Source organism: Geothrix paludis, assembly GCF_022808815.1.
GTDB lineage: Bacteria > Acidobacteriota > Holophagae > Holophagales > Holophagaceae > Geothrix > Geothrix paludis.
Genome location: NZ_JAKZLC010000007.1, coordinates 69,373 through 84,101 on the forward strand (window position 1 = coordinate 69,373; position 14,729 = coordinate 84,101).

The 14,729-nt window shown below is 68.9% G+C and carries 9 protein-coding genes; 6 read left to right on the plus strand and 3 right to left on the minus strand.

The features are described from left to right. Positions 1–30 precede the first annotated feature (30 nt). Complete coding sequence (locus MLE64_RS15265; protein WP_243319056.1) at positions 31–1,776, minus strand: DNA repair helicase XPB; 1,746 nt, start codon at positions 1,774–1,776, stop codon at positions 31–33. Between the two features lie 191 nt (positions 1,777–1,967). Here MLE64_RS15265 and MLE64_RS15270 point away from each other — a divergent pair, with 191 nt between their 5' ends. The 4 genes from MLE64_RS15270 to MLE64_RS15285 all read left to right on the plus strand — a co-directional run bounded on the left by MLE64_RS15270 (position 1,968) and on the right by MLE64_RS15285 (position 11,148). Beyond that, on the plus strand, positions 1,968–5,192 hold the full coding sequence (locus MLE64_RS15270; RefSeq protein ID WP_243319058.1) for a dockerin type I domain-containing protein: 3,225 nt from the start codon (positions 1,968–1,970) through the stop codon (positions 5,190–5,192). 11 nt (positions 5,193–5,203) lie between these two features. After that, a complete protein-coding gene (locus MLE64_RS15275) occupies positions 5,204–5,791 on the plus strand; it encodes a hypothetical protein (protein ID WP_243319060.1) in 588 nt (195 codons plus the stop codon). 137 nt (positions 5,792–5,928) lie between these two features. Beyond that, positions 5,929–9,129 carry an IPT/TIG domain-containing protein gene (locus tag MLE64_RS15280; RefSeq protein ID WP_243319062.1) on the plus strand — a complete coding sequence of 1,067 codons (3,201 nt, stop codon included), beginning with the start codon at positions 5,929–5,931 and terminating at the stop codon, positions 9,127–9,129. A gap of 108 nt (positions 9,130–9,237) precedes the next feature. Next, entirely contained in the window at positions 9,238–11,148 is a 1,911-nt protein-coding gene (locus MLE64_RS15285; RefSeq protein WP_243319064.1) for a helicase-associated domain-containing protein, read from the plus strand. A 112-nt stretch (positions 11,149–11,260) separates the two neighbouring features. Here MLE64_RS15285 and MLE64_RS15290 read toward each other — a convergent pair whose 3' ends face one another. Both MLE64_RS15290 and MLE64_RS15295 read right to left on the minus strand, forming a co-directional pair. Further along, positions 11,261–11,776: a hypothetical protein gene (locus tag MLE64_RS15290; RefSeq protein ID WP_243319065.1), complete on the minus strand. Its 516-nt coding sequence runs from the start codon at positions 11,774–11,776 to the stop codon at positions 11,261–11,263. After that, positions 11,763–12,278 carry an RNA polymerase sigma factor gene (locus MLE64_RS15295; protein ID WP_243287041.1) on the minus strand — a complete coding sequence of 172 codons (516 nt, stop codon included), beginning with the start codon at positions 12,276–12,278 and terminating at the stop codon, positions 11,763–11,765. Before MLE64_RS15295 ends, MLE64_RS15290 begins: the two co-directional genes overlap by 14 nt. 62 nt (positions 12,279–12,340) lie before the next feature. Between MLE64_RS15295 and MLE64_RS15300 the strand changes: the two genes are divergently transcribed. After that, positions 12,341–13,204 (plus strand): uracil-DNA glycosylase, encoded by an 864-nt coding sequence (locus MLE64_RS15300; protein ID WP_243319067.1) that lies wholly within the window; start codon positions 12,341–12,343, stop codon positions 13,202–13,204. Between the two features lie 70 nt (positions 13,205–13,274). Next, a complete protein-coding gene (locus tag MLE64_RS15305) occupies positions 13,275–14,639 on the plus strand; it encodes a tetratricopeptide repeat protein (RefSeq protein WP_243319069.1) in 1,365 nt (454 codons plus the stop codon). Positions 14,640–14,729: the final 90 nt, after the last annotated feature.

The following is a 14,729-nucleotide window of genomic DNA, read 5'->3' on the forward strand; positions in this document are numbered from 1 at the left end:
GCGCTTCGCGTGAGTTTTTTCAATCCAGCTTCAGCCTGCGGTTTCTTCTAACAACCGCTTCCACACGGCGGGCTCGCTCAGCCGCCCCGTTTCGTCGAAGTGGCGGCTCTCGATCAGGTAGCGGTAGCCCTGCTCGGTGAGAAAGAGTTGGCGGTTCCGCGCGAACTCCTGCTCGGTGGTGTCGCGGCTGATGAGGGAGTAGAAGTAGCTCACGTTGCGGTCGCCCTTGGGGCGCAGGATGCGGCCCAGCCGCTGGGCTTCCTCCTGCCGGGAGCCGAAGGTGCCGCTCACCTGGATGGCCACGGAGGCGTCCGGCAGGTCGATGGCGAAGTTGGCCACCTTGCTCACGATGAGCACGCGGAGGTCCCCCTCGCGGAACCGGCGGAACAGCACCTCCCGCTCCTTCTCCGGCGTCTGGCCCGTGAGCACCGGCGCGTTCAGGCGCTCGCCGATGATGCGGAGCTGCTCCAGGTACTGGCCGATGACGAGGATGCTGTCGTTGGGATGGCCCGCCAGCAACTCGTCCATGACGGCCAGCTTGAGGCTGTTCTCGGACGCGATGCGGAAGCGCTGGCGCTGGTCCGCCACGGCGTATTCCATGCGCTCGTCCGTGGGCAGGGGGACGCGGATCTCCAGGCAGTGGGCCGTGGCGATGAAGCCGTCCTTCTCCAGCATCTTCCAGGGCACGTCCACGCGCTTCGGCCCGATGAGGCTGAAGACGTCCTCCTCCTTGCCGTCCTCGCGCACCAGGGTGGCCGTGAGGCCCAGGCGCCGCTTGGCCTGGAGCTCCGCCACGGCCCGGAACACCGGCGCGGGCAGCATGTGCACCTCGTCGTAGATCACCAGGCCCCAGTTCGCGGCCTCGAAGAGCTTGAAGTGCTCGAAGGGGCCGGTCTTGCTCTTGCGATAGGTGAGGATCTGGTAGGTGGCGATGGTGACGGGCTTGATCTCCTTGGTGTCGCCCGTGTAGAGGCCCACCTGATCCTCCGTGAGGCTGGTCTTGTCCAGCAGCTCCTGCTTCCACTGCTTCACGGCGGTGCCGTTGGTGGTGAGCACCAGCGTGTGGGTCTGCAGGCTGCCCATGCAGCCGATGCCGATGACGGTCTTGCCCGCACCGCAAGGGAGGACCAGCACGCCGGCGCCGCCGTCAGGCCCGCCCCCGGCGTGGAAGACATCCACGGCCGCCTGCTGGTAGTGCCGCAGGCCGAAGGGCTTGCCGTTCTGCTTGGTGATGGGCGACAGCTCGAAGGGCAGAGGGTCGCCGGGCTTGTAGCCGGCCATGTCCTGCACGGGATGACCCAGGCGGATGAGCTGGAGCTTGGCCTCGCCGCGCATGCCCGTCTGGAGGAAGATGCCTTTCTCGTCCGGGTAGGGTTCCGCCAGCATCCCCTGCAGCGACTTCTGGTTCTCCAGCTCCCAGAAGAGGCCCCGGTCGTCCATCTCCAGGGCCAGGCGGTCCCCCTTGGCCACCAGGCGCAGCTTGCCGTATCTCGTGCCGTGGTCCTCGATCTCCTGCAGCAGGTTCTGGGGTACCGGGTACTTGGACCAGGTGTTCAGCGTCTCGATCATGTCCTGGCAGGCCACGCCGGAGGCCGAGGCATTCCACAGGCTCAGCGGGGTGATGCGGTAGGTGTGGATGTGCTCGGGGCTCTTCACCAGCTCCGCGAACCGCGCCAGCTCGTCGCGCACCTGCTCGAAGGCGGGGTGGGCCACCTCGAGCAGCAGGGTGCGATCGCTCTGGACGATCAGGGGATTGTCGGGACGGAGGGCGATCACGGTGGCGGCAGACCCAAACCTCCAGCCTAGGGGCCCCGGGCGGCAGGGTCAACGTGAGGCAGCGGAGAAGACCTTGGCGGACTTACCAAAAGCCAACTGGCGCGGGCCTTTGACTGTCGTATAGTTTGGGATCCCCTAGGCCCCCGACCTCGTTTCCATTCCGGCCCCGGGGGATCCATCCTGGAGACGCCATGAACCACCGGGCGACCAAGTTCCTCGCTCTCCTCCTGTTATCGGCTTCCGTCTCGGAACTCGCCGCCCAGGAGGGGAACCCCGGCCAGCGGCGCCTGGACCTGCCCTACCGCCGGAGCCCCCACGCCCTCGGCGGACACGACCGGGCGGACCTGCGCCGGGAGTGGAACCTCTTCTGGTTCGGCGGAAAGGCCAGCCCGGCCTATCTGGACTACAAGAACCAGCTCGCCGAGCAGCAGACCCGCCTCTGGGCGCCGCGGCGCCTCCAGGGTGCGGGCCCGCTCGCCCAGCCGTTGATCCAGCCGCTCGCCCAGCCGCTCGCCGGCACACTTCCCTCGGCCCTGGCGACCGGGCCGGCCGGCATCGGAGGCGTCTGGACGAACCTGGGCCCCTTCTCGCAGCTCACCAGCACCACGCCCGACATCGACAGCGGGCGCCCCGTGGCCATCGTGGCCCATCCGACGGCCCCCACCCTCTACCTGGCCACCAGCGGCGGCGGCGTGTTCCGCTGCGACAACGCGGATCCGGCCTCCACCACAGACTGGACCTGGTACTCGGTCACGGACGCCCTCCCCACCAGCAGCAGCGGGGGCAACGTCTCCGTGGGCGCCCTGGCCATGAGCCCCGTGGACCCGAACACCCTCTACATGGGGGCCGGCGACTTCTTCGATGCCGAAGGTCGCGGCTTCTTCAAGACCACGGACGGCGGCGCCACCTGGACCGCCGCCCCCCTGAGCAGCCTCGGCACCGCCACCCGCTCCTACGCCATCCTGCCCCTGGACGCCAACCGGGTCCTCTGGGCGACGAACGCCGGCCTCCGGATCTCCACTGACGGGGGATCCACCTTTGTCGCGGCCACCGGGGGTCCCGCCACCGGGCAGGTCTGGTCCCTGCAGAAGGTAACGGCCACCGATCTCCTCTGCTCCGTAGAGGTGACCAGCGGCACCACCAGCACCGCCAACATCCACTACTCCACCAATGCCGGCGCCTCCTGGACCCCGGCCACCCTGCCCAGCCTTACCTTCACCCCCGGCCGGATCACCATCCGGGCCGCGGGGGACGGCACGACGGCCTACGCCATCCTCGAGGACACCACGAACAGCAGCAGCACCACCATGGCCCGGGGCGTCCTCAAGAGCGTCGACAAGGGCGCGACCTGGACCTGGCTGGCGGCCCCCACCGTGAGCGGCGGCCTCTTCCAGGGCACGGGTCCCCAGATGTCCGGCGACGGCGGGCAGGGCTGGTACAACCACGGGCTGGCGGTGGATCCCAACAACCCGCTGCGGGTTTTCGTGGGGGCCAACCTCGCCCTCTACCGCTCGGTGGATGGCGGCCTGAGCTGGGTCCAGCTGACCCACTGGTTCGGCAGCGGCCACGTCTACGCCCACGCGGACTTCCACGCCACCGCCTGGTCGCCCAATGGGGCCACGCTCTACGTGGGCAACGACGGGGGCCTGGCCGTGGTGCGGGACCCCTTCCGGGTGACCATCCCCACCATCTCCTTCGACACTTCCTTCCTCGACAACCGGCGCAACAAGGGTCTGGCCTCGCACCTGGTCTACAACGTGGGTTCCACCGCCGCCCTCAGCCCCTCGGATTCAAAGTGGCGGATCTCCCTGGGCATGCAGGACAACGGAACGCGCCTGCGCCAGCCGGCGGTGTCCGGCGGCACCCTCACCGGGACGGAGGGGACCTTCGAGGATGAGATCGGCGGCGACGGGTTCGCCACCCTCTTCCATCCGGGAGACGGCACCCAGGTGCTCGGCAGCATCTACTACACCGACATCTACCGGAGCACCAACGGGGGCGGCTCCTTCAGCGAGTCCATCTCGGGCATCGTCGAGGCGAAAAACAAGGACCTCGCGCCCTTCGCCCCCAAACTGGTGCCCGGCGACGCGGCCAGGCCGGCCGCGGTCTACACCTCCACCAACGGGAAGATCTACCTGAGCACCAGCTTCGGAGCCAGCTGGGTGGACATTGGCACCGGCGGCCTTCCGGCGCCGCTGGACACGTCCTCCACCACCACCAATACTACCAACCCGGAGTTGTTCATCCGCAATCTGGCGGCCTCCGCCAGCGATCCGAACACCCTTGGCATCGCGGCCAACCAGTCGCGGGTCTACCTGACGTCCAGCGGCGGCAGCTCCTGGACCAAGGGCGGAACCCTTCCGGGAAGCGCCTCCTACCTCAGCTGCATCGAGTTCGACCGCACCACCCCCACCACGGTGTACGTGGGATCGGTGGCCCCCACCAGCACCGCCAACCACCTGTGGAAGAGCATCAACGGCGGCGGCAGCTGGACGGCCATCGACGGCAGCCCAACCGCCAGCAACGGCTTCCCCTTCGGCATCCCGGTCCACGTGGTGAAGGCCGATCCCCTGGTGGCCAACAAGGTCTACGTGGGCACGGATTTCGGCGTCTACGTGACCAGCGATGGAGGCGCCACCTGGAGCCGGTTCGGCAGCAACCTGCCCCTGGTCGCCACCCGCGACCTCTACATCGCCCCGGATGACAGCTTCCTCCGTGCGGCCACCTTCGGGCGCGGGGTGTGGGAGTTGCAGACCGCCCAGGTCAGCGTGTCGCTGGACAGGACCACGGCCACGGTGAACCCCTCCACCAGCACGACCTTCACCGCCACCGTGACCAACTACACCGCCGACAACAAGGTGAACTGGACCGTGTCCGCCGGAGGCGGCGGGGTCAGCCCCACCCAGACCGCCAGCGGCAGCGCCGCCACCTACACGGCCCCGGCCACGCCGGGAGTCTACACGGTCACTGCCGCGAGCAACGAAGCTCCCTCGGCCTCTGCCTCCGCCACCGTGTCGGTCTACAACCCCGCCTCCGTCACCGTATCCGTTTCCCCCGCCACGGCATCCCTCCTGGCGGGCGGCACGGCAACCTTCTCGGCGACGGTGACGAACGCCCCGAGCCAGGGGGTCAGCTGGTCCGCCAGCGGAGGAACCATCACGGCCGGCGGAGTCTACACGGCTCCCGCCGCTGCCGGGACCTACACCATCACCGCCGCCAGCATCTGGCCGGGCACCACTTCCGGGACCGCATCCGTCACGGTGAAGTCCCTGGATCTGAACGGCGACGGCGTGGTGGATCTGCGGGACCTGCTCTTCTTCGCCAAGTTCTACGGCACCACCAACCCCACCTGCGACCTGAATGGCGATGGGACGGTGGATGACAAGGACCTCGCGATCCTCCTCGGCGGTCTGTGATGGAGAAGCCCATGATCCCGATGACCAAGCTCCTCTCCGGTTCCGCCGCCTTGGCGCTGATGGCCCTACTCGCCTGCGGCGGGGGTGGAGGCGGTGGATCCTCCGCACCGACCACGGCCACCAGCCTGGCCTACACGGATCCGACCACCGGCACCTACCTGCTCAAGAAGAACGCGGCCCTCTCCACCGCCACCCACCTCGTGCTCGACCTGGTGGGACCCTCGTCCACCACGGGCACCGGCGTCACGACCACGTTCACCGCGGATGCCACCCGGGTGGCCTGGGCCAATGTCGCCGCCGGCGACCCCGCCAACACCTTCGTCCAGAACGGAACGGCCTTCAACCTCGGAGCCGCGTCCCAGATCCTCAAGGGCAAAGTCTCTGGCGGGACCCTCCAGGTCACCGCGGCGCAGAAGGGCACCGCCAGCCCGGTCTCACTGAACGCCCCCCTGCTGCGGGTGGCCCTGGACCTCCGGGCCTCCCAGCCCCCGGGAGCCGTCTCCCTCGGCGCCGACAGCTCCAAGTGCCAGGTGATCGACGGGACCGGAGCCATCGTGGCCCCCATCGCCGTGACCGTGGGGACCCTCGCCGCCCAGTAGATGGACCTGAGGCCCACGTTCCGGCCTGCGTGTATCATAGATGCCTCATGCATCAACATACGCAGTAATCGAATCGCCCCAGGGTTCTCCCGGATCCAGCCATCGCGGATCCGCGAGACCGTGGTTCCGGAGCCGCCATGGACCTGCTCGCCCGATGCACCTGCTTCCTGGCCCTGGCCATCTTCCTGGCCTGCGGAGGCGGGGGCGGCTCATCCACCCCGCCGCCGCCGGGACCATCCATCAGCGGCGTCACGCCCAGCCATGGCAGCCCCGGAACCACGGTGGCCCTCTCCGGCGCCAACCTCCTGGGCGCCACGGCCGTCTCCTTCAATGGCCACCCTGCGTTTTCCTACCAGGTGGTGAGCGCCGCCGAGATCGATGCGGTGGTGCCCGACGATGCGACGACCGGAACCATCAAGATCACCACGGCCAACGGCTCCGCCACGTCGTCGACCTTCACGGTCGACGCGTTCCAGGCCCCCACCATCACGTCGTTCACGCCCTCCGGCCTCCAGGCGGGCACGGTGGTGACGTTGACGGGTGCGCACTTCGTGGGCGCCTCCCGGGTCCAGTTCAACGGCGTGGACGCCGCCGCCTTCACGGTCAGCAGCGATAGCCAGATCTGGGCCACCGCGCCTTCCGGCCTCTCCGCGGGCTTCCTGACGGTGACCACCCCCGGCGGCACCGCCACCTCCGCCACCTCGTACGCCCTGAGCAGCAAAGTCCAGGTGCTCATGAACACGGGCTTCGAGCAGGCCTCCCCCATCATCTGGAAGGGGGACACCGGCACCATCCAGGGCGCGTCGAGCAGCCAGCCCGAGGTGGTGCCCCACGGCGGCACCCAGTTCTCATGGCTGGGCGGATACGGGTCCGTGCAATCGGATCAGATCACCCAGGATTTCTATGTCCCGGCGACAGCCCTGAGCGCCACTGCCACCTTCTACCTGAAGATCGTCACGGCCGAGCCGAGCGCGGGCGGGGCCAAGGACTACGTCTACGTGGAGGCGCTGGATGCCTCGGGCGGCTTGCTGGGAACCCTGCTCACCAAATCCAACCTGGACGCGTCCGACTACAAGGCCTATACCGTGGATCTGCTCCCCTACAAGGGCCGGATCCTCCGCCTGTCCTTCAGGAGCCAGGAGGATTCCCAGCGGGCCACCAGCTTCCTCCTGGACGACGTCGTGGTCGATATCGAGGCGCCGGGCGCGGATCTCGCCCCCATCATCTCCGGCTTCACGCCCACCTCCGGCGTCCCCGGAGAAGCCACGGTCCAGATCTCGGGCATGAACTTCTTCGGCGTGACGGGCGTGTCCATCGGGGGCGCCAGCGTGATCCCGACGCTCACGGACGGGACGAGCCTGGCCGCCGCGGTGCCGACCAATGCCGCCGTCGGGAGCGCGCCCATCCTCATCGCCAGCGCCCAGGGCACGGGCGCCTCCGCCCAGCCCTTCTCCGTGATCTACGGCGCGCCGGCCATCACCAGCATGAACCCGACCCAGGGCCCGGTCGGAACGCCGGTGGTCCTCACGGGCAGCTACCTGGGCTATCCGGGCACCACGCTGACCTTGAACGGCCAGGCCATTCAGCCCACCAGCCTCAGCCCCGCCCAGGTCACGTTCACGGTCCCTGCCGGAGCCACGAGCGGCAACCTGGTCATCAGCACCCCGGGCGGAACGGCGACGCGGCCCTTCACGGTCAACACCGCCAGCACCACCCTCGACCTCCACGTGAAGAACGTGCAACTTACCCAGAGCACGCAGGACCTGAACGGATCCGTCCCCATCGTGGCCGGGAAGGATGCCCTCATCCGGGTCTTCGTGCTGGCCAACCAGGCCAACACCGCGGCCCCCTCCGTGAAGATCTCGATCATGGACAACAACGCGGTGCCCGTCCCGGGCTATCCGAAAGTCGTCGCGTCCACCCGGTCCAGCGTCCCCGCCACGCTGGATGAATCCAGCCTCACCTCCAGCTGGAACCTGGTCGTTCCGGGGACGGACCTCACCACCGCGGGACCCAACGGTGTCTACCTGATCAGCGCCGAGGTGGACCCGATCGGCGCCATCCCGGAAGCCGACAAATCCAACAACACGCAGGTGCGCAGCTTCAGCGGGATCGCCGTCCCCATCTTCCGGACCACCATCTTCCCGGTCGCGCTTTCCACGGGCACCGGGAACATCACCGAAGCCAACAAGGGAGCCTGGGTTGCCCGGCTCGCCAAGATGTATCCCGTGGCCGGCGTGGACGTCGCCGTGGGCGCCACCTTCACGTCCTCGGTGACCCTCGGCTCCGACGGCACCGGCTGGAACACGCTGCTCAGCGAGCTCACGGCCAAGCACCTGGCCGATGGCGTCAGCGACCGCTACTACTTCGGCGCCCTGGACGTCACCTACGGCTCCGGCACGGCCGGCGTCGGGTGGGTGCCCTACGCAGGCAGCCCCTTCCAGTACCGCACCGCCATCGGGTGGGACAAGACCGGCTACCAGGATGGGGGCAACTTCCCCGAGGTGTTCGCCCACGAGACCGGCCACAACATGGGCCGCCACCACAGCCCCTGCGGCAGTGCCGCCGACGCCGATCCGGACTACCCCTATGCGGGCGGGGCCATCGGCGTCTGGGGCTACGACACCACGGCGGGCCTACTGAAGGCCCCGGCGACCTACAAGGACATCATGGGCTACTGCTCGCCCAACTGGGTTAGCGACTACGTCTACAAGAAGATCCTCGACTTCAGGAGCGGCCCAGGCGGCCTCATCAGGAGCACCGACGAGGACGCCCCGCTTCTCCAGGCCCAGTCCACGGCCCGCGAGTGCCTCATCGTCCGGGGGATCGTCCACGCGGACGGGCAGGTCGACCTCCTCCCGGCCTTCCGCACCCGGTCGCTTCCCACCCTCGCGCCCCGCTCGGGGGACTACGCGCTGGAATGCGTGGATCGGAAGAACCAGACGGTCTTCACCACGCCCGTGGCGCTGATGGATCTCGGCTGCTGGCCCAAGGGCCGGGAGCGCCACTTCGTCATGGCGCTGCCGCTCGAAGCGGCCACCCTGGACGCCATCACCGGGTTGCGGATGGTGAAGGAAGGCAAGACCCTCGCAAGCCTCCGCACCACGTCCGCCGAGGCGCCGGCGCCCGAGTTCCAGCGCCTGCAGGACGGGAAGGTGCAGGTCACCTGGGATGTGTCGGTCCATCCGGCCCTCCTGGTCCGGGACGCGGATTCCGGCGAAGTCGTCGCCATCCTCTCGGGAGGCCGCCAGACATTCGCGAGCCGGTCGAAGCGGTTCGATCTGGTCCTCAGCGATGGCGTGGCGGGGCGGACGCTCCATCTCAAGGCCCCCGAATAGGGCGTCTGCGCTCACGCGGGAAAACCATCCAGCGTGGCGGACATTTTTTCCGCGTGAGCGTGCAAGGGTTCCGTGGGACACTGGAGGATCATCTGTATTCAGGTGTCCATGGCGCTTACCCACTACCAGCTCCTCTCGAACTGCTCGGATGAGCAGCTCAGGACCATCTGTGAGCGACGCCGCCTGCCCATCCCCCTCCGCTGGGAGGATGAGGCCGAGGGCCGCGTGCGGCTGCTCAAGACCATGGTGTTCCACCTGGAGGATCACAAGCGCCTGGCGGACACCCTCGCGGACCTGGACAGCGGCTCCCTGGTGGCCCTCAAACATCTAGCGGGCGAGGGCGTCATGCCGGCCCCGCCCGTGGTCGAGTCCCTCCACGCCCTCGGGCTGATCCTTCCCGATGGCGGGGACTGGGCCGTGGCCGAGCGCGTGGCCGACGCCCTGGACGACTTCGACGACGGTGCCCTGAACTTCCAGGCCCCGGAGGGCGTGAAGCTTCGACCCGCGGAGCCGTTCCGGTTCTCCCTGGCCCTCACCAGCGTGCTGCTGCGCTGCGTGGCGGGCCTGCGCGTGCTGAAGGGCGGGCTTCCCGCCAAGAAGGAGCTAGGCCAGCTCATGCAGCGCAACGCCATGCTGCACGAGGAGCAGGACGCCACGCTGCTCTTCACCCTGCTGCATCGCCTGGGCCTGCTGTGGAGCCGCGAGGGCCGCGTGGAGACCCTGCTGCCCGCGGTGACCAGCCATCCGCCCCGCTGGGTGGCCGAGCGCGCCTTCGCCAGCCTCCTGGAGCACGACCTCAAGGCCTGGGGCATGCCCCCGGCGGAGGACCGCCACTTCCTCATGCAGCACCTGCTGGAGCGTCGGGGCCAGGCCCTCGCGGTCCAGCCCTTCCTCGCCTTCCTCAAGACCCTCCACCCCCTGGACGAGGAGCGCACCCGCGCGGTGTTCCTGCCCTTCCTGGGGCGCATGGGCATCATCCAGGGCGACGAGGGCTTCGCGCACCTGAAACTCACGGAGCACGGCGAGGCCCTCGCCCACGAGTACCTGCTGCGCGACCTCAAGGGCACCGCCGCCCACTGGCAGCCGCTGGAGATCGATCAGCCCATGATCCTCCAGCCCACCCTGGAGCTCCTCACACCCCTGCTCCAGAATCCCCACCGCCTGCTCCAGCTGGCCCAGCTGGCGGACGTGGAGGCCCTGGACGCCATGGGCACCTTCCGGGTGGCCCACGCCACCCTGGTGCGCGCCCTGGATGCCGGCGTGCCGCTGGAGGAGCTGGGCCGCCGCCTGGGCGCCTCCACCCAGACCCTGCCCCAGCCCCTGCTCCAGCTGCTGGAGGATCTCTCCCGCCGCGTGGGCGAGGTGGAGGTGCACCAGGGCGTGCGCCTCGTGCGGGCACGCACGGCCCACTTGGCGGACGAGCTGAAGCTGCGGCCCGAGCTGGCCCCGCTCAAGCTGGCCTCGCTGTCCGACACGGTGCTCGAGGTGCGCGGCGACGGCAACGCCCATGCCCTGCTCAAGCAGGCGGGCTTCATGCCCAAGCCCGGCCGCTTCCTGGCCCTGAGCGTGGATGGGGACGAGAAGTTCTACCTGTGGGCCCTGGCGGCCCTGGCCTTCGTGGACGAGAAGGGCATGAACCACCACCTGGAGCCCGTGCAGCAGATGGTGCGCTCGGCCCTCCAGAAGCTCCACGACGAGGACCCGGCCCTCTACCAGGAGGTCCAGCGCCGCATCCCCATGCTGCACCTGGGGGGCGAGGACCAGCTGGCCGAGGAGGTGCAGCGCATCCTCGAGTACGCGGCCGGCCATACGCTCATGGTGGAGCTGACCTACCTGCCCCCGGCCGCCCACCGCACGCAGCTGCGGCGGGTATCACCCCGCACCATCCAGGAGGACCACCTGCTGGCCTTCTGCCACCTCCACCAGGAGGAGATGGCCTTCCGGCTCACCCGCATCCAGGGCGTGAAGCTCCTGAACGAGCGGGGCTGGACCCCGGCGAATCACAGCCAGGCAGGTTGATGCTCTCCGGGGGTCCCTCGCTTCGCGAAACCCCCCGGACTCCCAAGAGAAGAGCCGGCAAAGCCGGCTCTTCTCTTTCCCCATTCCCATCGACTCAGTATTGCGACTCCGGCTAGGGCTTGGCCTTCACACGCTGGTAGTCGTCGCCCTGGAACTTCAGGGGCTTCTCCACGGGGATGACCAGGTAGGGTTCAGTCTTCCGGCCCCCCTGCTTCGAGGCCAACTGAAGCTGCTGCTGAACTTCTTCCTTCGCCTGGCGTTCCTTGGCCACCTCGGCGGCGTGGGCGGCGGCCATGCGGGTGAGCTCCTGCTCCTGGCGCTGGGCCTGGACGGCCAAGCCGTCGGCCCGCTGCTTCTGCTGGAAGCCCCAGGCGCCCAGGCCGGTCAGGACGGCCAGCAGGGGCAGAGCCGCAGCGGCCAGCAGGCCCCAGGTGGGCCGCTTGCGCTCGGTGCGACGGCGGCGCTGGGCCTCCCGGCGCAGGTCGCTGGCCAGGGCGGTCAGCTCGGCCGTGGGGGCCGCGGGGGCGCTGGCGATGACGGGCCCAAGGCCCAGAAGGTCGCGGAGCTCCGCCCGCAACTGGACATCCTCGGCGGGTTCGAAACGCCGGGCGGGATCAGACCAGGACATGCACGCCTCCAGAGGGGTTGAGCTGATCTTTGAGTTGGGCCTTGGCCCGGTGGATGCGGGTCTTCACGGTGGCCTCGGGAATGCCGAGGATGTCCGCGATCTCCCGGATGGACAGCCCCTCGACCACGAAGAGCCACAGGGCCTCGCGGAAGGTGGGAGAAAGCAGGCGCATCCGCTCCCGGACTTCCTGGTTCAGCACCAGGTCGTCCGCGCCGCCGGCCAGGCCGGGCTCGGATACAGCCTCCAGGCTGAGGTTCTGGTTCTTCATGGGGCGGCGCTCGGTGAGGGACAGGGTGCGGACGGTGCCATACAGGAAGGCGGTGGGGTGTTCCACGCGCTCCTCCCGCTGCATGAGGATGACGAAGGCCTCCTGGGCGATGTCCTCGGGAAAGACCGCCCCGTAGCGGCGGGCGTAGCTCACCAGCCGGGGATAGAGCTCCGCGAAGGCGCCGTGGAAGGCCTCCTCGCTGCCGAACGGGGTTTCCTGGGGGGACTGCTCCATGCGGGGCTCCGACACCCTAGGATGCCCGAACCCGAGGCGAGGTTCCGGGCTAGGCTGGAAGGGTGACCGACCACCCGCTCCAAGCCTGGCGCGACACCCTGGAGGACCTGGGGGTGATGGGCCTTGTCCGAGAGCCGATGGCCGCCCCGGAGCCGATCCCCGCACCCCCCGGTCCCCGTCCGGCAGACCTGCGCCTGGGCTTGAGACCGGCCTCGAACCCGGTGGCCCAGCGGCCGGTCCCGCCACGCCCCTCGTCCGCCCCACCCACGGCCTACGTCCGCCCCACGGACCCCATCGGCTGCCCGCCCCCGGAGGCCGTGGCCGCCGCAGCCACCCTGGCCGACCTGGAGCGGGCCGTCCAGGGCTGCCTGGCCTGCCCCCTGGGCCCGGGGCGCCTGAAGTTCGTATTCGGCGAAGGCGACCCCGAGGCCCGGCTCATGTTCGTGGGCGAGGGCCCCGGCCGGGACGAGGACCTGCAGGGCCGCCCCTTCGTGGGCAAGGCCGGCGAGCTGCTGGACAAGATGATCGGCGCCATCGGGTTGAAGCGCGAGGACACCTACATCGCCAACGTGGTGAAGTGCCGCCCCCCCGACAACCGCACGCCCGCCCCCGAGGAGGCCCGGGCCTGCCTGGGCTACCTGCACCGCCAGATCGAGCTGATCCAGCCCGCCGTCATCGTCACCCTGGGCGCCACCCCCCTGCGGGAACTGGTGGGTGTCGGCGAGGGCATCACGAAGGTGCGGGGCCAGTGGAAGCGCGTGCGGATCGCGGGCCGCGAGATCCCCGTCATGCCCACCTTCCACCCCGCCTACGTGCTGCGCCAGTACACCCAGGACGTGCGCCGCGCTGTCTGGGAGGACCTCAAAGCGGCGAAGGAGTGGGTGGACAAGGCTGCCGAAGACCAAGGACTGAAGACTGAAGACTGAGGACTGAAGACTGAAGACTGAAGACTGAAGCCTGTCATGTCATGCTAGGCCCAGCTTTCGAGGTCGGCCCATGCGTCTTGTGAACGTGTTCTTCTTCGTGCTCCTGGCCTTCGTGCTCTTCGTGCTGGGCAACCTGTACCTCACGAACCACGACCTGCTGGTGCGCGAAGTCGTCATCTTCGGCGAGGACATCAAGATCCAGAGCGTGATCCTCCTGGCCTTCCTGCTGGGGTTCCTGCTGAACGTGCTCTACACCGGCATCATGGAGCTGGTGCGCCTGATCCGCGGCCTGAGCGAATCCGCCGACACCCGCCTGGTGAAGCGGATCTCGGAGCGCGTGCAGGATGCCCGCGACCTCGTGGCCCACGGCCTGCCGCGCGAGGCGAAGACGATCCTGGAGGGCATCCTGGAGCAGCGCAAGGAACACGTGCCGGCCCGCATGCTGATGGGCGAGGTGCTCCTGAAGACGGGCCACCCCGAAGAGGCCGTGACACTCTTCCGGGCCCTCTGCGAGGAGGATCACGATCACGTCGAGGCCCGCTACCAGCTGGCCGAGGCCCTGATGGCTGTGCGGAATCCCGAGGCGGCCCTGGGCGTCCTCAAGAAGCTGGCCTCCGACGACCCCAAGAAGGCCCTGCGCGCCCTGCGGCGCATGCGGGCCATCCACATGGATGCCCAGCGCTGGGATGAGGCGGTGGAGACCCACAAGAGGCTGCAGGCGAACTTCCCCGCCGAGCTCACCCAGGGCGAGAAGGCCCAGGGCGCGGCCCTGGCCTACCAGGCCGGCCTGGCCAAGGTCGAGGCGGACCAGTTCAAGGATGCCGCCCAGATCTTCCAGCAGGTCATCAAGGACGAGCCGGACTTCGTGCCCGCCTACCTCAGCCTCGGACGCTGCATGATCCTCCAGGACCAGGAGGCCCAGGGTCTGGAGATCTGGCTGGAGGGCTTCCGCAAGACCGGCGAAGGCACCTTCCTGCAGGAGATCGAGGACTACTTCATCCAGCTCGGCCGCCCCGAGGATGGCCTCGCCCTCATGCGCAAGGTGGCCGCCACCTCCAAGCACGCCACCACCGCCAAGTTCTTCCTGGGCAAGATGCTCTACCGCCTGGAGATCCTGGACGAGGCCCTGGACCTGTTCCAGGAGGTGCGCAGCCAGGTGGTCTACAGCCCCATCCTGTTCTTCTTCATGGCCAAGATCCACAGCCGGCGCGCGCGCCTGGACGCCGCCCTCAACGAGTACCGCCAGCTGCTGCGGAACCTGGGTGTCCTCAAGTTCCGCTTCGAGTGCGCCGTCTGCGGCCACAAGACCCAGGACTACGTGGACCGCTGCGACAGCTGCGGCAGCTGGAACAGCAACCACTTCCTGTTCAAGGAGAGCGACCTGCCCGAGAACCCGGTCCGGGGGGAATCGGGGAGCTGGATGGCGATGCTGTGACGGGTGGCGAGGGGCGCGGCAGTGCCGCGTTCCGAGCCGGGCACCCGTCCAGCAGAGCATCACACCCAGGTTGGCCACGGCTTCGCACGG

Coding starts and splice junctions, on each gene's coding strand:
- MLE64_RS15280 (WP_243319062.1), top strand. CDS start 5,929: ATGGACCTGCTCGCCCGATGCACCTGCTTCCTGGCCCTGGCCATCTTC.
- MLE64_RS15270 (WP_243319058.1), top strand. CDS start 1,968: ATGAACCACCGGGCGACCAAGTTCCTCGCTCTCCTCCTGTTATCGGCT.
- MLE64_RS15285 (WP_243319064.1), top strand. CDS start 9,238: ATGGCGCTTACCCACTACCAGCTCCTCTCGAACTGCTCGGATGAGCAG.
- MLE64_RS15290 (WP_243319065.1), bottom strand. CDS start 11,776: ATGTCCTGGTCTGATCCCGCCCGGCGTTTCGAACCCGCCGAGGATGTC.
- MLE64_RS15275 (WP_243319060.1), top strand. CDS start 5,204: ATGATCCCGATGACCAAGCTCCTCTCCGGTTCCGCCGCCTTGGCGCTG.
- MLE64_RS15295 (WP_243287041.1), bottom strand. CDS start 12,278: ATGGAGCAGTCCCCCCAGGAAACCCCGTTCGGCAGCGAGGAGGCCTTC.
- MLE64_RS15305 (WP_243319069.1), top strand. CDS start 13,275: ATGCGTCTTGTGAACGTGTTCTTCTTCGTGCTCCTGGCCTTCGTGCTC.